Consider the following 24,013-nt stretch of genomic DNA (forward strand, 5'->3'; position numbering starts at 1 on the left):
TGGCAAAGGCGGATCCATTTTCGTCCCAGGAGACGGCTCCGGCGCAGGTCAGGCCTTGCGGCCGACACCGCCGAACATGGCCACCTCGGCCGGCTCGCCGTCCGTCGCGTCCTCGGGCCGCCAGCGCGAGCACGACACCACACCGGGCTCCAGGACCTCCAGGCCGTCGAAGAAGCGGGCGGTCTGCTCGGGGGTGCGCTGGGTGAGCTTGGGGGTGCCGTGCTCGTTCCAGAACGCCACCGCCTGGTCGACGTCCGGCATCTCGGGGTGGGTCACGGTGTGCGAGAGGACCAGGAAGCTGCCGGGGGCCAGCTTCTCCATCAGCCGGCGGACCAGGCCGTACGCCTTGTCGTCCTCCTCGATGAAGATGACCACGCCGAGCAGCATCAGCGCGACCGGCCGGCTCAAGTCCAGCGTCTTGGAGGCGTGTTCCAGGATGCTGTCCACATCGCGCAGATCCGCGTCGAGGTAGTCGGTCCGGCCCTCGGGCGTGCTGGTCAGCAGCGCACGGGCGTGGGCGAGCACCAGCGGGTCGTTGTCGACGTAGACGATCCGGGACTCGGGCGCGATGCGCTGCGCCACCTCGTGGGTGTTGTCGGCGGTGGGCAGGCCGGTGCCGATGTCGAGGAACTGCCGGATGCCCCGGTCGGCCACCAGGTGGCGCACGGCCCGGCCGAGGAAGAGCCGGTCGGCGCGCGCGTAGTCGCCGATGCCGGGGTGGAGCTGCCGGATCTGGTCGCCGACCTCGCGGTCGACCTCGTAGTTGTCCTTGCCGCCGAGCCAGTAGTTCCAGATCCGGGCCGTGTGCGGCTGCGAGGTGTTGATTCTGCTCCGAACGTGCTCGGGAGCATCGAGGTGGGCCGGGTTCTCGGTCACGGGCGTCGTCTCCTGGGGCCTGGTGGAACTGTCAATGATCAGCCTAGATGGCCAAGTTGAACCGCGTCCCGGAACCCCGTCGGACGGCGCCCCGGGCAGGCGGGTGTCCGGATGACGTCATCGGCGCGCCTGCCGCTTCGGGGGCGAAGTCGCCCCCAGTCTCATACGATCATGGCTGAACGGTTCCGCTCCTCAGCCACCCCCGTATCGATGGAGGTCACCGTGACCAGGACGGCTCACCGTATCCGCAATCTGACCACCGCCGCAGCCACCGCGGCAGGGCTGCTGCTCGTCGCCACCGGCTGCTCCTCGGGCGACGGCGGCTCCGGAGAGGCCGCGGGCGGGGTGCCGGTGGTCAAGAAGGGCAAGCTGACCACCTGCACCCACCTGCCGTACCCGCCGTTCCAGTCGGAGCAGAACGGCAAGGTCGTGGGCTTCGACGTCTCCCTGATCGACCTCGTCGCCAAGAACCTCAAGATCGAACAGAAGATCCTCGACACTCCGTTCGAGAACTTCAAGACGGGCGCCTTCCTCAACTCCGGCGAGTGCGACCTCGCCGCCGCCGGTATGACCATCACCGACGAGCGCAAGAAGAACGTCGACTTCTCCGTCCCCTACTTCGACGCCACCCAGGCGCTCCTCGCCACCAAGAAGAGCGGGGTCACCTCGCTGGCCGACCTCAAGGCCAAGGGCAAGAAGCTCGGCGCCCAGGCGGAGACCACCGGCGAGAGCTACGCCACGGGCAAGGGCTTCAACCCGGTCGCCTTCGAGAGCTCCGACGCGGTGCTCAACGGTCTGCGCACCGGCCAGGTCGACGCCGTGGTGATCGACTACCCGGTCGTCCAGGGCTGGCTCAAGGACAAGGCCAACGCCGACCAGTTCGCCCTGGTGGAGAACATCTCCACCGGCGAGCAGTACGGCTTCTCGGTCAAGAAGGGCAACACCAAGCTCCTCGCCGCCCTCGACAAGGCGATCACCGACGCCAAGGCGGACGGCACGTACAAGAAGATCTACGAACAGTGGATCGGACCGCTGCCCAAGGCCCAGTCGTGACCTCCCGCCTGACGAGGCGTCAACGAAGGCGCGTCTCGCAGGGCATCCAGTACGCGGTCTTCGTGGCGGTGCTGATCACCATCGGCGTGCTGGCCGACTGGGACCGTCTGCAGAACCAGTTCGCGCAGACCGACCTCGTCGGGAAGCTCTTCCCGGAGATCATCACCATCGCCCTGCGCAACACCGTGGTGTACACGCTCTCCGGCTTCGCCTTCGGTCTGGTGCTCGGTCTGGTGGTCGCGCTGATGCGGCTCTCGTCCGTGGCGCCCTACCGCTGGGTGGCGGGCATCTACATCGAGCTGTTCCGCGGGCTGCCCGCCCTGCTGATCTTCATCTTCGTGGGCGTGGCGGTGCCGCTGGCCTTCCCCGGCACGGAGATCCCCGGCGGTACCTACGGAAAGGTCGCCCTCGGGCTCGGCCTGGTCGCCGCGGCCTATATGGCCGAGACGATCAGGGCGGGCATCCAGGCGGTGCCCAAGGGCCAGATGGAGGCAGCCCGCTCGCTGGGGTTCTCGCACACCCGGGCCATGGTGTCGGTGATCATCCCGCAGGCGTTCCGGATCGTCATCCCGCCGCTGACCAACGAACTGGTGCTGCTCTTCAAGGACTCCTCGCTCGTGCTCTTCCTCGGGGTCACCCTGGAGGAGCGGGAGCTGACCAAGTACGGCAGGGACCTGGCCAGCCAGAGCGCCAACTCCACCCCGATCCTGGTCGCCGGGCTCTGCTATCTGATGGTGACCGTGCCCCTGAGCTTCGTGGTGCGCCGCCTAGAGGCCCGCGCGGACCGGGCGAGGTGAGGAAGCGATGCCACAGAACGAGATCGAGATCCACGGGCTGCGCAAGTCGTTCGGGGACAACGAGGTGCTGCGCGGCATCGACCTGGAGGTCGCCCGGGGCGAGGTGGTGTGCGTCATCGGCCCCTCGGGGTCGGGCAAGTCCACGCTGCTGCGCTGTGTGAACCTGCTGGAGGAGCCGAGCGCGGGCCAGGTGTTCGTCGGCGGCACCGAGGTCACCGACCTGGACGTCGACATCGACGCGGTGCGCCGCCGCATCGGCATGGTCTTCCAGCAGTTCAACCTGTTCCCGCACATCACGGTGACCGAGAACCTGGTCCTGCCGCAGCGCCGGGTGCTGCGCCGGGACAGGGCGAAGGCGGCCGCCGTGGCCCGCGAGAACCTGGACCGGGTCGGGCTCGCCGAGAAGGCCGACGCGTATCCGGCGCAGCTCTCCGGCGGCCAGCAGCAGCGCGTCGCCATCGCCCGGGCGCTCGCCATGGGCCCCGAGGTGATGCTCTTCGACGAGCCGACCTCGGCGCTCGACCCGGAGCTGGTGGGGGACGTCCTCGCGGTGATGCGGGTGCTCGCGGGCGAGGGCATGACGATGATGGTGGTCACCCATGAGATGAGCTTCGCCCGGGAGGTCGCGGACCGGGTGGTGTTCATGGACGGCGGCGTCATCGTCGAGCAGGGCCCGGCCGCGCAGGTCGTGGGCGCCCCGCGGGAGGAGCGGACCAGGAACTTCCTCAACCGCATCCTCGACCCGGCGGCGGAGGCCCGGCCGACCTCGCACCTGCCGCCCGGGGACGAGCCCGGCTGAGGTGCGGTGCCCGCCCCCGGAGTTCCCGGGGGCGGGTCCCGCGTGATCAGGGCGTCAGGATCCCGCGGCCTTCATCTTGTGGGTGAAGACCCAGGTGGCGATGGAGTCACCGAGCGTCAGCCCGTCACTCGCGTCCCACGGGTAGTGGACGCCCAGCCAGACCCTGCTGTCCGCGTCCTCACGCGCGGCCTGGCTGAAGCTGGTGAACGTACGGTTCTTGACCGGGGCCTTGGGGTCGTCGGTCGAGGCGGTGAAGGTGATGTTGTCGCTCTTGAAGTACTGCCGCATGATCCCCGCCCATGCGGCGCCGAACGCGGAGTGGCCCGAGGCCCACGCGGGGAAGCACGGCGTGGTGCCCGACAGCGGCTTCCAGGCGGTGTCCTTCAGTCCCTCGCGGACCGCCGAGACGGGCCGCCAGAGGTCGATCGGCGTCTGGTACTTCACATCCCACTCGGCGATGGCCGCGTCCGCCATGGCCACCGAGACCAGCGCGAAGAGCCGGGCGTTCTGATACGGCGTCAGACCCCGGTCCCGCGCCACCCGCGCGGTGATGTCGAGCAGCTGCCCCGGCGGCTTGTAGGTGCCGTTGGCGTCGTTGGCCCAGAACCAGGCCGCCGCGGTCTGGTCCGTCGTACGGGTGGTGGAGTTCGCGGCCCCGAGGTCGCGCACCTTCGCGACCTGCTCGGCGTAGGCCGGACTGGCGAGCAGGCTCTCGTACGAGGCGAACCGGCCCGGTGTCGCGGGCCGGAACTGGGAACCGGAGGTCAGCGCCCACGGCTTGACCTTGCCCCACTCCGGGCCGGCCGCCTGGCCGCCCTGGCTGCAGCCGGGGTCCGGCAGGTCCGGGTAGCTGGTGGGCTGCCAGGCGCCGGGCTTTCCGTCCGGGGTGTACACGGTCCGGTCGTCGGAGCCGTCCGCGCTGCGGAAGTTCCACATGTTGGTGACCATCGTGTTGACCACGGTCACATCGAGGATGTCGAACTCGGTGGGCCTGGTGCCGAACCGCTCGACGAACTTGTTGTCGAGGTACGTGGTCTGGTCGGGGAAGAGCTTGAGCAGGATGTTGTAGGCGGTTCGCCCGATCACCCGCTCCTCCTCGCCCGGGCCCTCCGCCCAGCCGGCGTAGCTGACCGCCTGGAGGTAGGGGTCGGAGGTCATGGTGTGCCAGCGCAGCTGGTAGGAGCTCTCGGCGTCGTAGATCGCCGCGTTCATCTCGGCGGCGGCCCGGGAGAGCGGGCCCGGGGGGCCACCGGCCGTCCTGATGGCGCCGTTCAGCACGTTGTTCCAGTACTGCACGGGGTCGCCGGAGTAGTTGGGGGCGGCCGCGGAGGCCGACTGGGGGGTGAGCGCGAGGGCGCCGGCGGCCGTGGCGAGCACGGTCGCGAGGGTCACGGCCTTGGCGCGTATACCGCCACGTCTCCCCCGTCTGGTGTGGAACATAGTCGTCCAGGTCCTCTCTGCCGGTCCGTAGTGCGATGAGTCGGGCGTGCGATTCGTCGGTGCGGTGGTGCAGAGGTGCTGTGGTGCGGAGGTGCGGTCGTGCAGAGGTGCGGTGGTGCTGTGCGTTCCGCGCCGCAATCTAGGGACCGGGCGCCCGCAAACGCATCCAGCAGGCGTATGACCTGGGTCGTCATCCCTGCGGCGCAGATCCAGCAGACGGTAAACCCTGGCGGTATACCGCCGGTAAGGACTCACTGGGGCCCCGCTCGTCGCCACTCATCACCGGGCACACAAACGGACCAATAGGTAGAATTCCACCCATGGGAGAGCGGTCTGCCGCGCCGACAGCGCCCGAACTCGTCCTGGAGACCGACACCGGCTCCACGGTGATGAGTCCGAGCCGGGACTACCACGTCGGGCGCGATCCCCTCAGCGAGATCGTCATCGACGACGCCCGCGTCTCGTGGCACCACGCGGTGCTGCGCGTGGCGGGCGGCCACTGGACGGTCGAGGACGAGGGCAGCACCAACGGGACGTACGCCGACGGCCGCCGTGTCCACGAGTGGGGCGTGGGCCCCGGCAGCGTCATCCGGTTCGGCAGCCCCGCCGACGGCCCGCGCGCCGTCCTCGTGGGCCGCGCCCCGCCGCCGGTGCGCGCACCCGAGCGGCTGTCCGCCGTGTCCATGCCGTCCGCGACCGGCGCCTTCCGGCAGCCCACCTCGGTGCGGCCGCTGCCCGCCAGGACCGTACGGCTCGGCCGCGCCCCCGACAACGACCTGGTCGTCGACGACCTCGTCGTCTCGCGCCGGCACGCCGAACTGCGCGCCCACCCCGACGGCGGCTACGAGATCGTCGACCTCGGCAGCCACAACGGCACCTTCCTCAACGGCCAGCCCGTCGCCCGCGCCCGGGTCTCCCCCGGCGACATCGTCGGCGTCGGCCACTCGGCGTTCTGCCTGGTCGGGGACGAGCTCCAGGAGTACGTCGACACCGGCGAGGTCTCGCTCGACGTCCAGGACCTCACCGTCGCCGTCGACCGGGGCCGCAAGACCCTGCTCGACCGGGTGTCGTTCCCGGTCGGCGAGAAGTGCCTGCTCGCCGTGGTGGGCCCCAGCGGCGCCGGCAAGTCCACCCTGCTCAACGCCCTGACCGGGCTGCGCCCGGCCGACCGCGGCACGGTCCTCTACGACGGCCGCGACCTCTACCGGGACTACGCGGAGCTGCGCCAGCGCATCGGGCTCGTCCCCCAGGACGACATCCTGCACGCCCAGCTCACCGTGCGCCGGGCGCTCGGCTACGCCGCCGAGCTGCGCTTCCCGCAGGACACCGCCAAGGCGGAGCGCCGCGCCCGGGTCGACGAGGTGATCGGCGAGCTCGGGCTCGACCAGCGCGCGGGCCAGCCCATCCACAGCCTCTCCGGCGGCCAGCGCAAACGCGTGAGCGTCGCCCTGGAACTGCTCACCAAGCCGTCGCTGCTCTTCCTCGACGAGCCCACCTCAGGGCTCGACCCGGGCATGGACCGCTCGGTGATGCACATGCTGCGCGGCCTCGCGGACGACGGCCGCACCGTCATCGTGGTCACCCACAGCGTCCTCAGCCTCGACGTCTGCGACCGGCTCCTCGTCCTGGCCCCCGGCGGGCACATCGCGTACTACGGACCGCCCCGCGACACCCTGGGCTTCTTCGGCTTCGGCGAGTGGCCGGAGGCCTTCGAGGCCTTCGAGCGGGACCGCGAGCGGGACTGGGCGGGCGAGTACGCCCGCTCGTCCTTCCACCAGCAGTACGTCGTCAGCTCCAGCGCCCAGCCGCACCTCGCCGAGGCGGCGGCCGCCCGGGTCGTCGGAAAGCCGCCGAAGGCGCAGAGCTGGGGTGCCCAGCTGGGCACCCTGGTGCGCCGGTACGCGGCCGCGCTCGGCGCCGACCGGACCTTCCTCGCCATCATGATCGCGCTGCCCTTCGTGATGGGCGCCATGGCGCGTGCCCTCGCGGGCGGCAAGCTGACCCAGGAGACGGCGATGAACGCGCTGCTCATCCTGTGTGTCGGCGGTGTGCTCACGGGCGCGGCGAACGCGGTACGGGAGCTGGTCAAGGAGCGGGTCATCTACCAGCGCGAACGCGCCGTCGGCCTGTCCAGATCGGCGTATCTGATGTCCAAGGTGGTGGTCCTCGGGACGATCACGGTCCTCCAGGCGGTGGTCCTGACACTGGTGGCCCTCCTCGGCGTCGATCTCAACGCCCCGGGCGGCGAGGGCGTGGTCATGCCGCCACTGGTGGAGATCACGGTGGCGGTGGCCCTGCTCGCGTTCACGGCGATGATGCTCGGCCTGCTCGTCTCGGCGCTGGTGCGCAAGGAGGAGGTGACGATGCCACTCCTCGTGCTGCTCGCCATCGTCCAAGTGGTGTTCTGCGGAGCGCTGTTGAAACTGCACGGCGTCCCCGGCATCGAGCAGCTGTCCTGGCTGGTCCCCTCCCGGTGGGCGCTCGGCGGGATGGCGGGCACGATCGGGCTCTCCAGGATCGTGCCGGGCGAGCTGACGGGCGACCCCCTGTTCAAGCACGAGACGGGTGTGTGGCTGATCGACATGGGCATGCTGGTGGCCCTGTCCGTGCTCTTCGGCTTCGCGGTCGCCCGGCTGCTGCGGCGGCACGAGCCCGCCGTGATGCGGAAGTAGGCGGCCGCGATGAGCACTCCCGTGGACTTCCGTCCCACCCATGTCGTCCCGCCCGGCGGACTCGCCGCCTGGGAGAGCCCGGACACCGGACGCCCCACGGTGCCGCTGGACGCGCTGCTGCCGGTGCAGCTGATCGACCGGCGGGGCGACTGGGCCCGGATCCTGTGCGCCAACGCCTGGTCGGCGTGGGTCGACGGCCGCCTCCTGGTCACCGTTCCGCAGGGGCCGCCGGTGCCGGGCGCGCCCCTGGCCCGTACCGCCGATCCGCGCCCGCTCCTCACCCGCGTCCAGGACATGCTGAGCCGCTACCGCAGCGCGGCGGAGGACCTGGCGGCGGGCCGCCTCGACGGCGAGACCTTCCGGCAGCGCACCCAGGGGCTGCGGGCCGGCATGGTCGTCGACGGCGAGGCGGTGTGGCTGTACGACGCCGAGCACGAGCGGTGGGTGTACTGCGACGGGACGCGGCTGAGCACCTTCGCGGCCTCCGGACAGCCCTCCGGGACCCGGGCGAGTGCGGCGCCTTCCGCCGACGACGGGCCTCCCCCGGCCGAGAGTCCCGGCGCGGGGCCGTCCGACGCGACCCGGGTGGTCGCCCCGAGCAGCGACGGGCAGTATCCCGAGGGCATCGACGGCGCCCGCGCCTGGCCCGGTGACACCTGATGGCACCCGAGAGCGATCTGTACACCGGACGCCCCTCCGACCTCGTGGGGCGGCGGATCGCCGGGTACCGGATCGAGCGGGAGATCGGCCGCGGCGGGATGGCCGTGGTGTACCGGGCCCGCGATCTGCGCCTGGAACGGACGGTCGCGCTGAAGCTGCTCGCCCCCGAACTCGCCCGCAACGACACCTTCCGACAGCGCTTCACCCATGAGTCACGGGTGGCCGCAGCGATCGACCATCCGCACATCGTGCCCGTCTTCGAGGCCGGGGAGACCGACGGCGTCCTGTACATCGCCATGCGGTACGTCGCCGGGCGCGATCTGCGGGCGCTGCTCGACCAGGAGGGGCCGCTGCCGGTCGCCACGGCGGCCAGGATCGCCGCCCAGGTGGCGTCCGCGCTGGACGCCGCCCATGAGCACGACCTGGTGCACCGCGATGTGAAGCCGGGCAACATCCTGGTGGCCCAGGGCACCGACAGCGACCACCCCGAGCACGTCTACCTCACCGACTTCGGCCTGACCAAGAAGTCGCTGTCGCTGACCGGCTTCACCACGGTCGGCCAGTTCGTCGGCACGCTCGACTACGTGGCGCCGGAACAGATCTCGGGCCGCCCGGTGGACGGCCGCTGCGATGTCTACAGCCTCGCGTGCGTGGTCTACGAGACGATGGCGGGCGCGCCGCCGTTCCAGCGCGACGACGACATGGCGCTGCTGTGGGCGCACCAGTACGACCAGCCGCCCGCGCTGACCGAGAAGCGCCCCGACATCGCCGCCGGGGTCGACGGTGTGATGGCGAAGGCGCTGGCCAAGATCCCCGACGACCGGTACGACTCGTGCCTCGCCTTCGTGGCCGCACTGCGCGCGGCGGCCAAGGGCGTGGGGCCGGGAGGGCACCCGCCGACACGGGTGGATCTGCGGGTGATCGGCGCGCCGGAACCGCCCGCGCCGCCGCCCCAACCGCCGGAGTGGGCGCGGCCGGTGTTCCCGGGACCGGGGTCGCCTGCGCCGCGTCGGCGGGTGTCCCACCGCCCAGCAGCAGGGCCCCAAAGGCGGCGACGGCGATCCCCAGCCGCAGCCCGGTCCGCAGCGTGAAGTGGTTCATGGGCGACATCCTGCCCGAATCATCCCTGTATGCCCTTGAGGCTCAGCGGTGGGCGCAGCGGCGCAGGAACGCCCGCCAGTCCCTCTCCAGCTGCCATTGGAGGGCGGCCTTGGGGCTGGCGGCCAGGAACGCCCGGCACCCGGCACCCGGCCCGCGGCCCGGGTCGGGGGTGTCGTCGCGGCAGGGCGCGGCGAAGGTGTCGTACCGGTCCTGCTCCCGCCACAGGTTCGCCCCCTCGACGAAGGCGTGGTCGAGGGAGGCGCGCGCGGAGGCGCGCAACTGCTCGATGCCGAGGCCCTGGTCGGTGACGGCCAGCCGGAAGACGTCGGTGAGGTCGCTGCGGCTGACGCCCGGGTCGTCGGTGGCCAGGGCGAGGGGCACGCCGGCGTCGAGATAGGTGTGCAGGGGGTGGCGGTCGCCGGTGACCCGGAGGATCTGGGCGTGGCTGATCAGCGGGGCCTCGACCAGGACGTGCCGTCGGCGCATCCGGGCCGCCAGGGCCTGGTGGGCGCGTTCCTGGACGAGATCGACACCGTGTCCGACGCGGTCGGCGCCCGCCACGTCGACGGCCTGGGCGATGTGGAAGGCGAGATCGCGGCGGCTGACGCCGTTGAGGCCCTCGACGAGTTCCCCTGCGTGCAGGCTGACGTGGACCGACGGGGAGCGGGACTTGAGGAAGCCGATCATCCTCATGTGCAGGGGGTAGTCCCGCAGGGCGACGGGGGCGTCCTCGGGCTGGACCATGTTGACCCCGACGACCCGGCCGAGTCGGCCGCGGGCGAGCGCGAAGCCGAGGATCTGCTGGGCGAAGACATGGCGGGCGGGCTGGGCGCGGCCGACCTGGTAGTCGAAGCGGACGACGACATCGCAGGCCGGCGGGGTGGGCGTACGGTCGCAGCCGAGGATGGCGCGGTAGCGCGCGAAGCCCTCGTCATAGGCGGCCGCCGCCTCCCGCACGATCTCCTGGAACCGGGGGCTGCGGGTGAGGGTGTCGTGGAACTCCGCGAGCCCGGCCGGGCCGGGGTCCGCCGGATGCACCCGGTCGACCAGCCGTCGCAGCGGCTCGGCCGCCACGGTGACCAGCGTCTCCACGTACGCGGTGCGCTCCCGGGCGGCGGCGCGGGCCACATCGGCCAGCATGTCCGCGTCGTGGCCCGCCTCGGCCTCGGCGAACTTCCCGAAGGTGGCGAAGAAGTGGTCGTGGCCGGGCTGCGGATCGCCGTCGGGCGGCAGGGCGAAGCCGAGCATCGACCAGGCCCGGACGACCTCGCGGCGGAACGGTCCGGGGCGCGTGGCGTCCTCGGCGGGCCGCTGTCCGGCGGCGCACGGCCGCGGTGCCGGGGCGACGACGTACGTCACGGTGTCGACGCACTTGCGGTCGCGGGCGGCGTAGCCGATGAGCGACTCCGCGCTGACCGCTCCGCCCAGGTGGTGGTGGAGATCGCCGCCCTTGGGCAGCTCGCGGAGCAGGAGGGCGAGGCCGCCGGGGCCGCGGGCGGCACGCTCCAACTCGCGCTGGGCGGCGCGCTGTTCGTCGCCGCTCGCGCGCTGCCCGCCCGTGGCGCCACGGGCGACAGCGACGCGGCCGGACCCGGCGGCGGCCACCGGCGCCGCCCCGACCGTACCGACGGCCAGCCCCAGCGCGGTCGTCCCGGCCAGCACCGACCACCACCGCGGGCGCGTTCTCTTCTGCATGCCCTGTCCCTCTCCTGCCTCCGGCCCCCATATTCACGGGCACCGCACCGGAACCGCCCGACGCGCGCACGGCAGGCCCCCATGTGGCCGACACCCGGCGGCCGTGGAGACCGTCCCGTGCCGCACACCGTCCCGGCGCCCCGGCACCCTGGCGCGGAAGTCCGTGACCCGCGTCGGTGTTCGCTCGATACTGGACGCGAACGCACCCCGGCCCCAGGCTCCCCGGAGGCACCCATGAAGATGCTGATCAACGTGGCCGAGACGGTCGTGGCGGACGCGCTGCGCGGGATGGCGGCCGCGCATCCCGAGCTGACCGTCGACGTGGAGAACCGGGTGATCGTGCGCCGGGACGCGCCGTTCGCCGGGAAGGTGGGGCTGGTGTCCGGGGGCGGTTCGGGGCACGAACCGCTGCACGGCGGGTTCGTGGGGCGCGGGATGCTCTGCGCCGCCTGTCCGGGGGAGGTGTTCACCTCGCCGGTGCCGGACCAGATGGTACGGGCCGCCGCCGCCGTCGACAGCGGGGCCGGAGTGCTGTTCGTCGTGAAGAACTACACCGGTGACGTCCTCAACTTCGACATGGCCGTGGAGCTCGCCGAGGACGAGGGCGTACAGATCGCCAAGGTGCTCGTCGACGACGACGTCGCCGTGACCGACAGCCTCTACACCGCCGGGCGGCGCGGCACCGGGGCCACCCTCTTCGTGGAGAAGATCGCGGGCGCGGCGGCCGAGGAGGGCGCGCCCCTGGAGCGCGTCGAGGCGATCGCCCGCCGGGTGAACGCGAGTTCGCGGAGCTTCGGCGTCGCGCTCGCCGCCTGCACCACCCCCGCCAAGGGCAGCCCGACCTTCGACCTGCCGCCCGGCGAGCTGGAGCTCGGGGTCGGCATCCACGGCGAGCCCGGCCGCGAGCGGCGGCCCATGATGACCTCCCGGGAGATCGCGGACTTCGCGGTGGACGCGGTCCTGGAGGACCTGAAGCCGTCGAGTCCCGTCCTGCTGCTGGTCAACGGCATGGGGGCGACACCGCTCCTGGAGCTGTACGGGTTCAACGCCGAGGTGCACCGGGTGCTGGCGGAGCGGCGCGTCCCGGTGGCGCGCACGCTCGTGGGCAACTATGTGACCTCCCTCGACATGGCGGGCTGCTCGGTGACGCTCTGCCAGGCCGACGAGGAGCTGCTGCGGCTGTGGGACGCGCCGGTCAACACGCCCGCACTGCGCTGGGGTTGCTGAACAGAACGCTCGCCCTGTCCCGTCCCGTACACCTCAAGGAGTGCCCGTGCTCGACGCCTCTTTCTTCCGTCGCTGGATGACCGTGACGGCCTCTGCCGTGGAACGGGAGGCGGCGCGGCTGACCGAGCTGGACTCGGCCATCGGCGACGCCGACCACGGCGCCAACCTCCAGCGGGGGTTCACCGCCGTCACCGCCGTCCTGGAGAAGGAGGCCCCGGACACCCCGGGCGCCGTCCTCGCCCTGGCCGGGCGGCAGTTGATCTCGACCGTGGGCGGCGCCTCCGGACCCCTGTACGGAACGCTGCTGCGCCGAACCGGAATGGCGCTCGGCGACCGGGCCGAGGTGAGCCGCGAGGAGCTCGCCACCGCGCTGGGCGAGGGCGTGGCGGCGGTGGCGCAGCTGGGCGGGGCCGCCGCCGGGGACAAGACGATGCTGGACGCGCTGCTCCCGGCCGTCGAGGCGCTCGGCGCGTCCTTCGCGGCGGCGAGTGCGGCGGCGCAGGCCGGGGCGCTGGCGACGGTACCGCTCCAGGCCCGCAAGGGCAGGGCCAGCTATCTGGGCGAGCGCTCCATCGGACACCAGGACCCGGGCGCGACCTCGGCCGCGCTGCTCGTCGGGGCGCTCGAGGAGGCCGCCGCGTGAGCGCGGGCGGGGCCGACGGGCTCGTCGGGGTCGTGCTCGTCTCCCACAGCGCGGAGGTCGCCGCCGCCGTGGCCGCGCTGGCGACCGGGCTCGCGGGCGGCGGCACGACCGCTCCCGTCGCGCCCGCGGGCGGCACTCCCGACGGCGGCCTGGGCACCAGCGCCGAGCTGATCGCCGAGGCGGCGGCCGCGGTCGACCGGGGCGCGGGCGTGGCGGTCCTGGTCGACCTGGGCAGCGCGGTGCTCACCGTGAAGGCGCTGCTCGCCGAGGGCGACGAGCTCCCGCCGGGGACGCGGCTGATCGACGCGCCCTTCGTCGAGGGCGCGGTGGCGGCCGTGGTGACCGCCTCGGCGGGGGCGCCGCTGGACGCGGTGGAGGCGGCGGCCTCGGAGGCGTACGGCTACCGGAAGGTGTGAGCCGTGCCCGCCCCGGCGACCACCCCCCACCGCGAACACGGCACCGGCAAGCCCGAGGTGGTCCCGCCGTGGCCCGTCGCGGAGGCGGACGGGCGGGTCTGGCCGACCGGTGTCGTCCATCCGCACACCGAGCCCGGCATCCCCTCGGCGCACTGGCGCCACCACAGCACGACACCCCCCGGCCGGCCGCACGCCGAGCTGGGCTTCTGCGTCTCCGGCGGTGGCATCCGCTCGGCCACCGTCACCCTCGGCGCCCTCCAGGCACTGCGCCGGTCCCTGCGCGAGGCCCGGTACCTGGTCTCCGTCTCCGGCGGCGGCTACACCGTCGGCGCGATGCAGCTGGCCCTGAACGGCGGCGCCGTCACGTCCCAGGAGGCGTTCGTACCCGGCTCGCCCGAGGAGGACCACCTGCGGCGGCACTCCAAGTACGTCGCCGACGGCACCGGACAGTGGATGGTCGCCCTGGGAACGCTGCTGCGCGGTCTGCTCGCGTCCCTGCTCCTGCTGGCCGCCGCGATCGCCACCATCGGGCTGGTGCTGAGCTGGGCGTACCACGACGTACCGGTGACCGATCTGACCCACCTCGCCCAGCCGGGCATCAGCGCTTCTGCGCCCACCGCCGCACCACGCCACCGCGCCCGTCGTTCCGCGACCCGGCGGTGTGGACGGTCGCGTACGCGCTCGTCGCCACCGCCGGGCTCTGGCTGCTGTGGCTGGGCGCGTACGTCTGGGACCGCGCCGACCGGATGGACCGCTGGCTGGCCAGGGCCTTCCAGGCGCTCGTGGTGCTGACGCTCGCGCTGACCGCCGTGGTCGTGGTGCTCCCGCTGCTCGCCTGGTCGGCGGTCTACCTCCAGACCCGGCACCAGGTCAGCCGCCCCGACGCCACGGTGGGCGCGGGCCTGACCGTACTGGTCACCTATGTCGCGGCGCTGGTGGGCACGTTGTGGCGGCGGCGCCAGACCGTGCGCACGGGTCTGTCCAAGGTGATGGACGTGGTGCGCGGGCGGTCGGGCCTGAGCCGCGCCGTCCCCAACGGCCTGCTCCAGTATCTGACGGTGTGGGTCGTGCTCATCGTGCTCGTGGCCGCCTTCCTGCTCCTCCTGGGCTGGGCCACCGCCACCGGCTGGGCCTGGCCGCTGTGGATGCAGATCTGCGTTCCGGCGGTGCTGCTGTTCATCGGCGCGTTCCTGGACCAGACGTGGATGAGCCTGCACCCCTTCTACCGCCGCCGGCTCGCCTCCGCGTTCGCCGTGCGCCGGGAGGTCCTGCCCGGCCCGGGCGGTACGCAGGTGGCCCGGCCGTACGACTTCGCCACGGAGACCACCGGGCTCAGCGAGTACGGGGCGCGCAAGGAGCGCTTCCCCCAGGTCATCTTCGCCGCCGCGGCGAACCTCTCCGGCAGCGACCGCACACCGCCCGGCCGCCGGGCGGTGTCCTACAGCCTCTCCCACGACTACGTCGGCGGCCCCGATGTGGGCTACGCCTGCACCGCCTGTCTGGAACAGCGCTCCAAGCGGCACATCGCGCGGGATCTGACCGTCCAGTCGGCCGTCGCGATCTCGGGTGCGGCGTTCGCCTCGGCCATGGGGGCCCAGGCACGTGCCTTCCAGATGCTGTTCGCCCTCTCCAACGCCCGGTTGGGCAGCTGGCTGCCCAACCCCGGCGCCCTCAGCGAGCAGTGGAACGCCCCTCGCTGGCCGTCGCCCCCGGCGCCCCTGATCCGGCGTCTGCCGTATCTGCTGCGCGAGGTGTTCGGCCGCTACCCGATGGACGACCGGCTGGTGCTGGTGACCGACGGCGGCCACTACGAGAACCTCGGCCTCGTCGAACTCCTGCGGCAGGGTGTGCGTACGGCGGTGTGCATCGACGCGAGCGGTGACATCCCGCCCTTCGCGGCCACCCTCGCGCAGGCGATCGCGCTCGCTCACGAGGAACTGGGCATCACCATCACCCTGCACGATCCCACCGACCTCGTCCCCGGCGGCAGCGACCCCCTCCAGCCCCCGGGCGTACTCTCCGAGCTCAACGCCCGTCTGTCCCGTACGTCGGTGGTCACGGGCGACATCGTCTACCCGGAGAGCCTGGACATCGACGGCCACCGGAGCGACAAGGGCACGCTCATCGTGGCCCGCACCACACTGACGAAGGACCTGCCCTACGAACTGCTCTCGTACGCGGCGGCCCATCCGGTCTTCCCGCACGACAGCACCAGTGACCAGTGGTTCGACCACCGGCAGTTCGACGCGTACCAGACCCTCGGGCGCTGTATGGGTGCGCGGGTGCAGGAACTGCTCGACGGGATGGAAGCGTCCTCGGAGGGGAGAGAGGGTTCCGGGACGGGGGGATGATGAAGGCGCGCACGGCCGAGCCGGGTGAACGACGCGGTGGCACCGCGTGGACGGGGTTGAGGGCGGAACACGTGGTCGGCGCGGGCGCCCTGCTGACCGCCGCGGCCTTCGCCGAGCGCGTACCGGGCCTTGTGCCCGCCCGTCGGTACCTCCTGTGCCATGCCTCGCCGGACCTCGACCGTCTGACGCTCACGGCGCTCGGCCTGGTGCTCGCGGCCGGGGTCGCCGCGGTCGCGGGCGGCATCATGGCGCAGTCCCGGCGGACACCTTCGCGTACGGCGGTCCCCGTCGTGTGGCTGGTGATCGTCGCCGCCCTGCTGGTCGCGGCGGACGGTGTCGACGCCCACGGCGAGGCGCTGGCCGCGCGGCAGGCGGCGACGGGGTTCACCGAGGGCGCGTGCGACTACATCCCCCAGGACTACAGCGCCACACCGGGCTGGTTCTTCTGGTGATGCGCGTCGTACGGCCGGGTCTCAGGGGGAGTCGGCGTGCGCCACTTCGCTGGCCAGGCGGGCGAGCGCGGTCGCTTCCGGGGTGCCGTCCTCGGCGCTGAACACATGGACCACCAGGCCCGTCTCACCGGGGGCCGCCGGTACGTGGAGCGTCTCGAAGTCCAGGGTGAGCAGCCCCGCGACCGGGTGCCGCAGCTGTTTGCGGCCCGCCGCGCACATCACGATCTCACCGCTCGCCCAGATCTCGCGGAACTCGGCGCTGTGGGCGGACAGTTCGGTGATGAGCGCGGTCAGCCCGGCGTCGTCCGGGTAGTTGCCCGCCGCCACCCGCAGCTGGCCCACGGCCTCGGCCGCCCGCTCCCGCCACTCGGGGTGCACCACCCGGGAGGCGGGGTCGAGGAAGAGGTACCGGGCGTTGTTGGGGTCGCGGCGGCCCGGCGTGGACAGACCGCCGACGAGTTCGGCGCCGAGGCCGTTCCAGGCGACCACGTCGAGGCGGTGGTTGGTCGCGAAGGCCGGCATCCCGGCCATGGAGTCCAGGATCCGTTGCAGCAGGGGGCTGACGCGGGCGCGGGGCGCGAGTCCGCGCCGGGCGGCGGCGAGGGTGGCGAGGTGGGTCCGCTCGGCCGTGTCCAGGCCGAGCGCCCTGGCCAGCGCGTCGAGCACCTCGGCCGACGGCTGGGTGGCGCGGCCCTGTTCCAGGCGTACGTAGTAGTCCACGCTGATCCCGGCGAGCTGGGCCAACTCCTCGCGGCGCAGGCCGTGCACCCGCCGTCTGCGGCCACCGGGGAGGCCGACGTTCTCCGGAGTGACCCGGCCCCGGCGGGCGCGCAGGAAGGCGCCGAGCGCGCGGCGGGTGTCGCCGACGCCGTCGATGCCTGTGATGCCGTCGGTTTCGTCGTCTGTGCGCTCTGTGAGCCTTGTGTGCTCCACCCCGTTCATACGGTCAAGTATGCGTGGCCCTGGCAGTACCAGGAACGGCGGTCCGCCGGTCGAACCGGGTGCTGGCTGCCCTGCCGCGCCCGGGAGAGTGTGGGGGTATGAACACAGCCACGCCGCAGCAGAACCGGCCCCAGCCCCGGCAGAAGAAGATCCTTGTCGTCAGCGCCCATCCCGACCCCCGGTCCCTGAACGCCGCTCTGACCGGCTTCGCCGTCGACCACCTGCGCGCGGCGGGGCACGAGGTACGGGTGTCCGACCTGTACGCGATGAAGTGGAAGGCGGTGGTGGACGCCGACGACTTCCCCGACCATCCCGGGGACCAGCGGCTGGATGTGATGAACGCCTCCGAACGCGCCACCCTCGCGGGCCGGTTGTCCCCCGACATCGCGGCGGAGCAGGAGAAGGTGCGCTGGTCGGACGCGGTGATCCTGCAGTTCCCGATGTGGTGGTTCTCGACGCCCGCGATCCTGAAGGGCTGGATCGACCGCGTGTTCACCAGCGGTTTCGGTTACGGCCCCGCGGTTCCCCCGCCGTACAGCGAGAGCACCCTCGGCGGGCGGCGTGCGCTGGTGTCGGTGACGGCGGGCGCCCGGGAGTCGGCGTTCTCCGATCGCGGTATCCACGGGCGGTTCGCGGACGTCCTCCACCCGTTGCAGCACGGCCTGTTCTGGTTCACCGGCATGGCGCCGCTGGAGCCGTTCGCGGTGTACGACGCCAACGAGGTGTCCGAGGAGGCGTTCGCGGCGCAGAAGCGGGCGTACCGGCAGCGCCTCGACGGGCTCTTCACCGACGAGCCGGTGCCGTACCGGACGCTCGTCGGCGGCGACTACGGGCGCGACATGCGGCTGCTGCCGGGGGTGGAGCCGCAGGGGACGAGCGGCTTCGCGCTGCACGCCCACCCGCGCGGTTGAACTCCGACGGGAGGGTCACCCGGCGCGGCGGCGCTGCCCCGCGTAGAACGTCGTGGCGGCGGTGAGCAGCAGCAGGCCCAGGGTGATGTCCACGGTGGTCTCCGTGGTGTCCTCCTGGTCCGGGCTGTCCGGCAGCCGCGGCTTCAGCAGGCCGAGCGGGTCCTTGCGGATCTCGACCCGGTCGCCCACCTCGGCCTGGCCGAAGCAGTTCTGCTGCTGGGACACCTTGTGCACGGTGTGGTCGCCGCCGGTCTCGGCGACTGTGCAGACCAGGTCCGCGCCGCGCCGGTTGTGCTCGTCGACGACCTGGGTGACCACCGCGGGGACCGGATCGCCGGCGGTCTTCATATAGACCTCGTACATCGCGGGCCCGGCGAACAGCACGAGCGCGAAGCAGCCGACCGAGGCGAGCGTCGCGGCTCCGGCGCGGTGCCAGGCGCCGCCGATCAGACAGGCGGCGACGGCGGTGAGTCCGAGTGTGAGGATCACGCCCAGCCAGAGCGCGTACTGCCCGATCCCGGCGCCCAGCGCCATGCCGCCCGGTATGAGCAGCGCCCACATCGCGGAGTTGAGCGTCCTGCGCCCCTCGCCCTGACGCGCCCGCTCCACCTCTACGGCACTCATCCCCGCCCTGCCCCCGCCGCTGCCACCGATGTACGGGGGACAGCCTAGTCAGGGCCGCATGAGGACCTTGACGGCGCCGTCGGCGCCGCGTTCGGCGAGGTCGTACGCGTGCGGCGCCCGCTCAAGCGGCAGGTGGTGGGTGGCGAAGTCGTCCACGCCGAGCGGGTCGTCGTCGGCGAGGAAGGACATGATGTCCGCGCTCCAGCGGTGGACGTTGGTCCGGCCCGCCCGCAGCTGGATGTGCTTCTCGGACAGTGTCATCAGCGGCAGCGGGTCGGCCGTCCCGCCGTAGTCGCCGCCGAGCGAGAGCGTGCCGCCCCGGCGGACCAGGGAGATGGCGAGGTGGAGGGCGGCCAGTCGGTCGGCGCCGGTCCTGGTGGTGCGCCGGGCGCCCCGGTCCTGCGGGCGGGTGGCTTCGGACGCCTGCCGGGCCTCGGTGAGACGGCCGAGGAGTCCGTCGTGGGCCTCGGTGCCCACGGCGTGGATCACCGCGTCCGGGCCCCGGCCGAAGGTGTGGGTGCCGATCGCGGCGATCAGCTCGTCCTGGCTCTCGTAGTCACCCGGATCGAACACCTCCACGCCCCGCTTGCGCGCCCGCGCCAGCCGCTCGGGCACCACGTCGACACCGATGGCGTGGGAGGCGCCGCCTTGCAGGGCGATCCGGCAGGCCATGTCGCCGAGCGGGCCGAGGCCGAGGACGGCGACCGTTCCCGCCGGCGGTATGTCCGCGTACCGCACCGCCTGCCAGGCGCTCGGCAGCACGTCCGAGAGGTAGAGGAAGCGGTCGTCCGGCGGGCCATCTGGCACCTGGATCGGTCCGAACTGGGCCTGTGGCACCCGTAGATACTCCGCCTGCGCGCCCGGCACCGAGCCGTTCCGCCCGGGGCGGCCGAACAGCGCCGCCCCGGTGTCGTGGCCGGGGTCGTGGGTGGTCCGGCACTGCCCGGGCAGACCCGCCGAGCACATCCAGCAGTGCCCGCAGGCGATGTGGAACGGTACGACGACCCGGTCGCCGGGCTTCAGTTCCGGCACTTGGGAGCCGGTCTCCTCGACGATCCCGACGGCCTCGTGGCCGAGGACGTCTCCCGGCCTCAGGAACGGGGCGAGGGTGTCGTGCTGCTCGTACAGACGGAGGTCGACGTCGCACAGTCCCGTCGAGGTGACGCGCACGATCGCGTCCGTCCGCTCCTGGATCACCGGGTCCGGCACGGTCTCCACCCGGACGTTCCGCCTGCCCTGCCACGTCACAGCCCTCATCGGCGGTCCCTTCCCTGTCGTCGTGCCCGCGTCGCGGGACCGGCCGGGTACCCGGGCCCCGCCGGGGGCAACCGGTCGGGGCCGACGCGTTCACGCCATAACCGCCGCCGGGGCCGCCGGAGTCACTCCGAGGCCGCGTCGCCGCCCGCGCGGATCTCGTCGAGCGACTCCTGCATGAGCCGCTTCGCGCGCGTGAACCAGTCGGCCAGCACGGCGACTTCGGCCGGCCCGTAGTCCGCGAAGAGGGCGCCGAGGCGCTCGGAGAACGGGCCGTACACCGCGAGGATGCGCGCCTGCGCGGACTCGTGCATGACCACCCGCACCCGGCGGCGGTCCGCCGGATCGGGCTGCCGGTGGGCGTAGCCCGCCTTCTCCAGGCGGTTGAGTACGCCGGTGACCCCGCCGGTCGTCAGCCGGGCCCGCTCGGCGAGGTCGCCCGCGGCGAGCGACTCCCCGGCCAGGGACGCCTCGACGAGGAAGCCGAGGCAGGTGAGGTCGGTGGCGTTGAGCCCGAGCCGGGCCGCGATGTCCTGCTGTCCGAGGTGGGCGAGCGCGATCATCCGGTCCATCGCGTACAGCGCCTGCTCCGGTGTCGCCGCAGGGCGCTCCTTGCCTTCCACTCCACAATCCCCTTACGATCTAAGCTACTTAGTCACTAAGGGATTCTAGCGCGCGGCGGCCCGGGCCGCTCTGCCCTGCCCTGCGCACACCCGTAATCCGTACCAGCCCGAAGAGTTGATACGTCAAGGAGACGACATGGGGTTACACGGCGACCACGACATGGGCCACACCGTGGCCGGCTGGACCGGGACCGGGGCGGGGGTGCTCGGCAGTGTCGTCACCGGCGCGGCGCTCGCCCGGGGGGCGGTGATCGGGGTGTGGCTGGGGTGCATCGTCATCGCCCTCGCCGCGCTGACCACGTGGGTGCTGCATCTGGCGGGGTGGGGCAAGGCGTCCGGGCCGCGCCCGCCGGGGCGACAGCACTGGCGCATGCGCGACACCACGGCACGGCGGGGTCATCCCGGCTGTGTCGGCTGCCGCCTGGCCGGGCGCCGTGGGCCGCGTACGTCCGAAGCCGTCCCGGTGGCGGTGCCGGTACGCCTCTGAGGACGCGGCCGAGTGCGGGTCAACTCCGCGCGCGGGTCAGCTCCTGGTGCGGGTCAGCACCCGGGTCGTACTGCCGTCGTCCTCGGTGATGTCGCGGACGTGCGCGAAACCGAGCTTGTCCAGGACGGCCAGTGACGCCCTGTTGGGTTCGGCCACGGTCGCGTGCACCTCGGTCAGGCCGAGGGTGTCGAAGCCATGGGTGACGAGCGCCCGCGCCACCTCCCGGCCGAGGCCGGAGCCCCAGGCGTCGGGGGCCAGCGCATAGATGATCTCGTGCCCCTCGACCTCGTCGGTCCGCTTGATCTCGGCATGGCCGACCAGTCGCCCGTCCCGGCGCACCGCCCACACGTCGAACCGGTCCTCCGCGTAGACCTTCGTGAAGATCCGCCCGAACAGGGCCCGGTCGTCCGCCTCGGAAGCGGTTCCGTCGCCCATCCACCGGGACACCCTCGTGTCCTGGAACAGGGCGACGAAACCCTCCTCGTCGTCGGGGACGTACCGGTCGAGGAGCAGACGCTCGGTACGCAGGGTCGGCGTCGAAGGCCGTGTCGAAGTCACGAGCGGCGACGCTACCCACGCCCCGCCGGGACCGGCAAACGTATTTCCCTACCGGCCCCTACCGTTTCCCTGCTGGGGAAATGCCGATGCGGCGGCCCTCGGCGGTGGGATACAACGGGAGGATGGACGAAGAGCGGTTGCCCGGGGGCCGGACGGTCGGCGCGGTACGCATCGGTGACGCGGTCCACCGGGCCGCCCAGCCCTGGACACCCGCCGTGCACGCGGTGCTGCGGCACCTGGAATCCGTGGGGTTCGACGGCGCGCCCCGGGTGCTCGGCACGGACGGGCAGGGCCGCGAGATCCTCACCCATCTCGCGGGTGAGACGGCCGGGGAGGAGCTTCCCTGGCCCGCGTGGGTGTACTCGGACGCCGCGCTCAGGAGCGTCGGCCGCTGGGCGCGCCAACTGCACGACGCCACGGAGGCGTTCGTGCCGCCGCCCGGTGTGCGCTGGCTGGCCGGGCAGACCTGGCGCCCCGGCCTGGTCATCGGCCACCACGACGCCGCCCCGTGGAACGCGGTGTGGCGCGACGGGGAGTTGGCCGGGTTCTTCGACTGGGACACGGCGGGGCCCTCGTCGCGCGAGTTCGACCTGGCGTTCATGGCGTTGACGTGGGTGCCGCTGCACGCCCGCCGGTTCGTCCGGCGCACCGGGTTCACCGACTTCGACGACCGGTCCCGGCGCCTCCACCTGTTCCTCGACGCCTACGGCTACGAGGGCGACCGGACGGCCTTCGGGGCGGTCGTCGCCCAGCGGGCCCGTGTCAACGCCGAAGTGATCGACCGCATGGCGGCCGGCGGTGACCCCGTCTACACGGCGCTGCTTCCCGTCGCGGCGGACCTGCGCGAGGCGGCCCTCGAAGTCGAGGCGCTGCCCGAGCCGTTCTGGCGCGGCGAGCCGACGGCGTAGGGCGCTCGGGCGGCCGTGGCCCGCCCAGGTCCGCCCGGCGTCTTCCGCGGCCCGCCCGTCGTGGTCCGGCCCGTCACAGATGCGCGGCGGTCATCGCCATGGCGAGCACGATGGTCACCAGTGCCAGGCTCATCATGGCCGCCCGGGCGGGACTCATACGGTCGCCCTCCCACCCCGCGCCCCGGGCGCCGGCCCGCGGGAGGTCCCGCCGGTCCGCCTCGCGCAGCCGGGTGCACCATTCGCAGTCGAGTCCCGGGCGGGCTGGTGTGGACAGCCAGTAGGCCCCGGTCAGTTCGGCCCGGTGCGCGGTTTCCGGGCCCTGTGCAGCGTCCCTGTCCATACCCGGTTCAACGCCCCGGCGCGGTCGCGGGGAATGCGTGCGTCCGGTTTCGCGATCAAATCGTTGCCACCGTGTACGGCAGAGCGGGCGTACACGAGATCGTTCTCCGCCCCTTTGTGCGCCACCGGGGCGGCGATTGTGGCCGGGGGTTCACTGTCGGCGCACGGGCCGTGCCTGCGATGCTGGTGGCAGGGCTTCGAAGCGGCCGCGCCAGTTCCTCGGCACGGCCGCGCGCGTGCCGAAGACGCAGGGATCCCCTCCCGCTGCGTCACCGGCACCCGGTGCCCGCTCCGCCGTCCGCGGAGCGGGCACCGTCGGCCCGTCGGTCCAGCGGTGTCATCCCAGGAACGCGCCGACGCGTGCCACGAACCGCTCGGCGTCGTCGAGCCAGGGGAAGTGCCCGGCCCCGGGCTGCACGACCAGCTCGGCGTGCGGGAAGACCTCGGCCAGTTCGTTCATCGCGCGGGGCGGCGAGTTGAGATCGACCTCCCCGGCCAGCAGCAGGACGGGCGAGCCGAGCCGCGCGAGCGCTTCCCGGGTGGCCTGCGGATCGAACGCGCCCTCGCTCCCGAAGACGGCTGCGGCCTCGCCGTTCTTCTGCCCGTCCTCCGCGGCCCGATGAGCGCGGGCCGCCGCGTCCCAGTGGCCGTACCAGAAAGGCGCGACGGCCTGCCACGCGTCGGCGGTCGCCTTCCCCGCGAAGATCGCCTCCAGCGCGGCGAACGCCTCCGGGAACCACGGCTCGTCCCGGCGCAGCAGCGCCGTCCCGCGCCGGACCTCGCCCGTGACCGGGATGCCGAGGGCGATCACGCTCGGAGTGATGAGCGCGAGCTTGGCGACGCGCTCCGGATGCCGCTCGGCGTACCGCACGGCCAGATTCGTCCCGGCGGAGTGCGCGAGCAGGTCCACCCGGCCGAGGCCGAGGTGCTCGCGCAGTGCCTCGACGTCGTCGACGAGCCGGTCGCAGCGGTACGAGGCGGTGTCCTGCGGCGCATCGGACTCGCCGGTGCCCCGGAGGTCCAGGACGATCAGCCGCCGGTGCGCGGAGAGCCCGCCCAGGTCTCCCAGGTAGGCGGAGGCCTGCATCGGGCCGCCGGGCAGACAGATCAGCGGAGGTCCGTCTCCGTGGACGTGGTAGCTGAGCTCGGTTCCGTCGTACGCGGAGAAGGAAGGCATGGCCGAGA

The 24,013-nt window shown here is 72.7% G+C and carries 24 protein-coding genes; 14 read left to right on the forward strand and 10 right to left on the reverse strand.

The window, feature by feature from the left end:
• Nucleotides 1-48 precede the first annotated feature (48 nt).
• The gene (locus A8W25_RS01695) at nucleotides 49-876 is read right to left on the reverse strand and encodes an SAM-dependent methyltransferase (RefSeq protein WP_067154592.1); all 828 of its coding nucleotides are present in this window, start codon (nucleotides 874-876) and stop codon (nucleotides 49-51) included.
• Nucleotides 877-1,086: 210 nt separating this feature from the next.
• Here A8W25_RS01695 and A8W25_RS01700 point away from each other — a divergent pair, with 210 nt between their 5' ends.
• The 3 genes from A8W25_RS01700 to A8W25_RS01710 are packed head-to-tail and all read left to right on the forward strand — an operon-like array spanning nucleotide 1,087 to nucleotide 3,525.
• Nucleotides 1,087-1,929: a transporter substrate-binding domain-containing protein gene (locus tag A8W25_RS01700; RefSeq protein ID WP_067154595.1), complete on the forward strand. Its 843-nt coding sequence runs from the start codon at nucleotides 1,087-1,089 to the stop codon at nucleotides 1,927-1,929.
• Nucleotides 1,926-2,726: an amino acid ABC transporter permease gene (locus tag A8W25_RS01705; RefSeq protein WP_067154599.1), complete on the forward strand. Its 801-nt coding sequence runs from the start codon at nucleotides 1,926-1,928 to the stop codon at nucleotides 2,724-2,726. The genes A8W25_RS01700 and A8W25_RS01705 overlap by 4 nt, the downstream gene beginning before the upstream one ends.
• 7 nt (nucleotides 2,727-2,733) lie before the next feature.
• A complete protein-coding gene (locus A8W25_RS01710) occupies nucleotides 2,734-3,525 on the forward strand; it encodes an amino acid ABC transporter ATP-binding protein (protein ID WP_067154603.1) in 792 nt (263 codons plus the stop codon).
• Nucleotides 3,526-3,579: 54 nt separating this feature from the next.
• Here the strand turns inward: A8W25_RS01710 and A8W25_RS01715 are convergent, their stop codons facing one another.
• The gene (locus A8W25_RS01715) at nucleotides 3,580-4,917 is read right to left on the reverse strand and encodes a vanadium-dependent haloperoxidase (RefSeq protein WP_234386104.1); all 1,338 of its coding nucleotides are present in this window, start codon (nucleotides 4,915-4,917) and stop codon (nucleotides 3,580-3,582) included.
• Nucleotides 4,918-5,285: 368 nt separating this feature from the next.
• Between A8W25_RS01715 and A8W25_RS01720 the strand changes: the two genes are divergently transcribed.
• Genes A8W25_RS01720 through A8W25_RS01730 form a run of 3 tightly spaced genes read left to right on the forward strand, consistent with a single transcriptional unit; the run spans nucleotide 5,286 to nucleotide 9,388 of the window.
• Nucleotides 5,286-7,637, forward strand: coding sequence for an FHA domain-containing protein (locus tag A8W25_RS01720; protein ID WP_067154609.1), 2,352 nt, complete (start codon nucleotides 5,286-5,288; stop codon nucleotides 7,635-7,637).
• A gap of 9 nt (nucleotides 7,638-7,646) precedes the next feature.
• Nucleotides 7,647-8,297, forward strand: coding sequence for a hypothetical protein (locus tag A8W25_RS01725; RefSeq protein ID WP_234386106.1), 651 nt, complete (start codon nucleotides 7,647-7,649; stop codon nucleotides 8,295-8,297).
• A complete protein-coding gene (locus A8W25_RS01730; protein WP_079125746.1) occupies nucleotides 8,297-9,388 on the forward strand; it encodes a serine/threonine-protein kinase in 1,092 nt (363 codons plus the stop codon). The genes A8W25_RS01725 and A8W25_RS01730 overlap by 1 nt, the downstream gene beginning before the upstream one ends.
• A gap of 52 nt (nucleotides 9,389-9,440) precedes the next feature.
• On the opposite strand, the gene A8W25_RS01735 is transcribed toward A8W25_RS01730, so the two are convergent.
• Nucleotides 9,441-11,093 carry a hypothetical protein gene (locus A8W25_RS01735; RefSeq protein WP_079125747.1) on the reverse strand — a complete coding sequence of 551 codons (1,653 nt, stop codon included), beginning with the start codon at nucleotides 11,091-11,093 and terminating at the stop codon, nucleotides 9,441-9,443.
• A 234-nt stretch (nucleotides 11,094-11,327) separates the two neighbouring features.
• On the opposite strand from A8W25_RS01735, the gene dhaK reads away from it, so the two are divergent.
• The 5 genes from dhaK (at nucleotide 11,328) to A8W25_RS01760 (ending at nucleotide 16,182) form a co-directional block, all read left to right on the forward strand.
• Nucleotides 11,328-12,320, forward strand: coding sequence for a dihydroxyacetone kinase subunit DhaK (gene dhaK, locus A8W25_RS01740; RefSeq protein ID WP_067154612.1), 993 nt, complete (start codon nucleotides 11,328-11,330; stop codon nucleotides 12,318-12,320).
• A 46-nt stretch (nucleotides 12,321-12,366) separates the two neighbouring features.
• Nucleotides 12,367-12,963 carry a dihydroxyacetone kinase subunit DhaL gene (gene dhaL, locus A8W25_RS01745; protein WP_067154615.1) on the forward strand — a complete coding sequence of 199 codons (597 nt, stop codon included), beginning with the start codon at nucleotides 12,367-12,369 and terminating at the stop codon, nucleotides 12,961-12,963.
• Nucleotides 12,960-13,379 carry a PTS-dependent dihydroxyacetone kinase phosphotransferase subunit DhaM gene (locus tag A8W25_RS01750; protein ID WP_067154617.1) on the forward strand — a complete coding sequence of 140 codons (420 nt, stop codon included), beginning with the start codon at nucleotides 12,960-12,962 and terminating at the stop codon, nucleotides 13,377-13,379. The genes dhaL and A8W25_RS01750 overlap by 4 nt, the downstream gene beginning before the upstream one ends.
• A 659-nt stretch (nucleotides 13,380-14,038) precedes the next feature.
• Entirely contained in the window at nucleotides 14,039-15,730 is a 1,692-nt protein-coding gene (locus A8W25_RS01755) for a hypothetical protein (protein WP_067154620.1), read from the forward strand.
• Entirely contained in the window at nucleotides 15,727-16,182 is a 456-nt protein-coding gene (locus tag A8W25_RS01760) for a hypothetical protein (RefSeq protein WP_158942361.1), read from the forward strand. The genes A8W25_RS01755 and A8W25_RS01760 overlap by 4 nt, the downstream gene beginning before the upstream one ends.
• A 21-nt stretch (nucleotides 16,183-16,203) precedes the next feature.
• On the opposite strand, the gene A8W25_RS01765 is transcribed toward A8W25_RS01760, so the two are convergent.
• Nucleotides 16,204-17,124: a helix-turn-helix domain-containing protein gene (locus A8W25_RS01765; RefSeq protein WP_079125748.1), complete on the reverse strand. Its 921-nt coding sequence runs from the start codon at nucleotides 17,122-17,124 to the stop codon at nucleotides 16,204-16,206.
• A gap of 98 nt (nucleotides 17,125-17,222) precedes the next feature.
• Here A8W25_RS01765 and A8W25_RS01770 point away from each other — a divergent pair, with 98 nt between their 5' ends.
• A complete protein-coding gene (locus A8W25_RS01770) occupies nucleotides 17,223-18,035 on the forward strand; it encodes an NAD(P)H-dependent oxidoreductase (protein WP_067154627.1) in 813 nt (270 codons plus the stop codon).
• Between the two features lie 15 nt (nucleotides 18,036-18,050).
• Here A8W25_RS01770 and A8W25_RS01775 read toward each other — a convergent pair whose 3' ends face one another.
• The 3 genes from A8W25_RS01775 to A8W25_RS01785 form a co-directional block, all read right to left on the reverse strand.
• A complete protein-coding gene (locus A8W25_RS01775) occupies nucleotides 18,051-18,659 on the reverse strand; it encodes a hypothetical protein (RefSeq protein WP_067154630.1) in 609 nt (202 codons plus the stop codon).
• 48 nt (nucleotides 18,660-18,707) lie between these two features.
• Nucleotides 18,708-19,916, reverse strand: coding sequence for an alcohol dehydrogenase catalytic domain-containing protein (locus A8W25_RS01780; RefSeq protein WP_067154633.1), 1,209 nt, complete (start codon nucleotides 19,914-19,916; stop codon nucleotides 18,708-18,710).
• Nucleotides 19,917-20,038: 122 nt separating this feature from the next.
• Nucleotides 20,039-20,536, reverse strand: a complete 498-nt coding sequence (locus A8W25_RS01785; RefSeq protein ID WP_067154636.1) for a MarR family winged helix-turn-helix transcriptional regulator — start codon at nucleotides 20,534-20,536, stop codon at nucleotides 20,039-20,041.
• A gap of 136 nt (nucleotides 20,537-20,672) precedes the next feature.
• Between A8W25_RS01785 and A8W25_RS01790 the strand changes: the two genes are divergently transcribed.
• Nucleotides 20,673-21,023, forward strand: coding sequence for an HGxxPAAW family protein (locus A8W25_RS01790; protein ID WP_067154639.1), 351 nt, complete (start codon nucleotides 20,673-20,675; stop codon nucleotides 21,021-21,023).
• Between the two features lie 36 nt (nucleotides 21,024-21,059).
• Here the strand turns inward: A8W25_RS01790 and A8W25_RS01795 are convergent, their stop codons facing one another.
• The gene (locus A8W25_RS01795) at nucleotides 21,060-21,581 is read right to left on the reverse strand and encodes a GNAT family N-acetyltransferase (RefSeq protein WP_067154642.1); all 522 of its coding nucleotides are present in this window, start codon (nucleotides 21,579-21,581) and stop codon (nucleotides 21,060-21,062) included.
• Nucleotides 21,582-21,703: 122 nt separating this feature from the next.
• Between A8W25_RS01795 and A8W25_RS01800 the strand changes: the two genes are divergently transcribed.
• On the forward strand, nucleotides 21,704-22,489 hold the full coding sequence (locus tag A8W25_RS01800) for a phosphotransferase (protein WP_067156587.1): 786 nt from the start codon (nucleotides 21,704-21,706) through the stop codon (nucleotides 22,487-22,489).
• Between the two features lie 73 nt (nucleotides 22,490-22,562).
• Here A8W25_RS01800 and A8W25_RS01805 read toward each other — a convergent pair whose 3' ends face one another.
• Nucleotides 22,563-22,829: a hypothetical protein gene (locus A8W25_RS01805; RefSeq protein WP_067154645.1), complete on the reverse strand. Its 267-nt coding sequence runs from the start codon at nucleotides 22,827-22,829 to the stop codon at nucleotides 22,563-22,565.
• Nucleotides 22,830-23,165: 336 nt separating this feature from the next.
• Nucleotides 23,166-24,005 (reverse strand): alpha/beta fold hydrolase, encoded by an 840-nt coding sequence (locus tag A8W25_RS01810; RefSeq protein ID WP_067156591.1) that lies wholly within the window; start codon nucleotides 24,003-24,005, stop codon nucleotides 23,166-23,168.
• Between the last annotated feature and the right edge of the window lie 8 nt (nucleotides 24,006-24,013).

This window comes from Streptomyces sp. ERV7 (assembly GCF_001653515.1).
Lineage (GTDB): Bacteria > Actinomycetota > Actinomycetes > Streptomycetales > Streptomycetaceae > Streptomyces.

Bases quoted from the DNA above. Each gene is read 5' to 3' on its own strand.
- A8W25_RS01735 (WP_079125747.1), bottom strand. From the start codon at position 11,093: ATGCAGAAGAGAACGCGCCCGCGGTGGTGGTCGGTGCTGGCCGGGACG.
- A8W25_RS01805 (WP_067154645.1), bottom strand. From the start codon at position 22,829: ATGGACAGGGACGCTGCACAGGGCCCGGAAACCGCGCACCGGGCCGAA.
- A8W25_RS01710 (WP_067154603.1), top strand. From the start codon at position 2,734: ATGCCACAGAACGAGATCGAGATCCACGGGCTGCGCAAGTCGTTCGGG.
- A8W25_RS01810 (WP_067156591.1), bottom strand. From the start codon at position 24,005: ATGCCTTCCTTCTCCGCGTACGACGGAACCGAGCTCAGCTACCACGTC.
- A8W25_RS01700 (WP_067154595.1), top strand. From the start codon at position 1,087: ATGGAGGTCACCGTGACCAGGACGGCTCACCGTATCCGCAATCTGACC.
- A8W25_RS01765 (WP_079125748.1), bottom strand. From the start codon at position 17,124: ATGAACGGGGTGGAGCACACAAGGCTCACAGAGCGCACAGACGACGAA.
- A8W25_RS01730 (WP_079125746.1), top strand. From the start codon at position 8,297: ATGGCACCCGAGAGCGATCTGTACACCGGACGCCCCTCCGACCTCGTG.
- A8W25_RS01760 (WP_158942361.1), top strand. From the start codon at position 15,727: ATGATGAAGGCGCGCACGGCCGAGCCGGGTGAACGACGCGGTGGCACC.
- A8W25_RS01720 (WP_067154609.1), top strand. From the start codon at position 5,286: ATGGGAGAGCGGTCTGCCGCGCCGACAGCGCCCGAACTCGTCCTGGAG.
- A8W25_RS01725 (WP_234386106.1), top strand. From the start codon at position 7,647: ATGAGCACTCCCGTGGACTTCCGTCCCACCCATGTCGTCCCGCCCGGC.
- A8W25_RS01800 (WP_067156587.1), top strand. From the start codon at position 21,704: ATGGACGAAGAGCGGTTGCCCGGGGGCCGGACGGTCGGCGCGGTACGC.
- A8W25_RS01790 (WP_067154639.1), top strand. From the start codon at position 20,673: ATGGGGTTACACGGCGACCACGACATGGGCCACACCGTGGCCGGCTGG.
- A8W25_RS01775 (WP_067154630.1), bottom strand. From the start codon at position 18,659: ATGAGTGCCGTAGAGGTGGAGCGGGCGCGTCAGGGCGAGGGGCGCAGG.
- A8W25_RS01770 (WP_067154627.1), top strand. From the start codon at position 17,223: ATGAACACAGCCACGCCGCAGCAGAACCGGCCCCAGCCCCGGCAGAAG.
- A8W25_RS01780 (WP_067154633.1), bottom strand. From the start codon at position 19,916: ATGAGGGCTGTGACGTGGCAGGGCAGGCGGAACGTCCGGGTGGAGACC.
- dhaK (WP_067154612.1), top strand. From the start codon at position 11,328: ATGAAGATGCTGATCAACGTGGCCGAGACGGTCGTGGCGGACGCGCTG.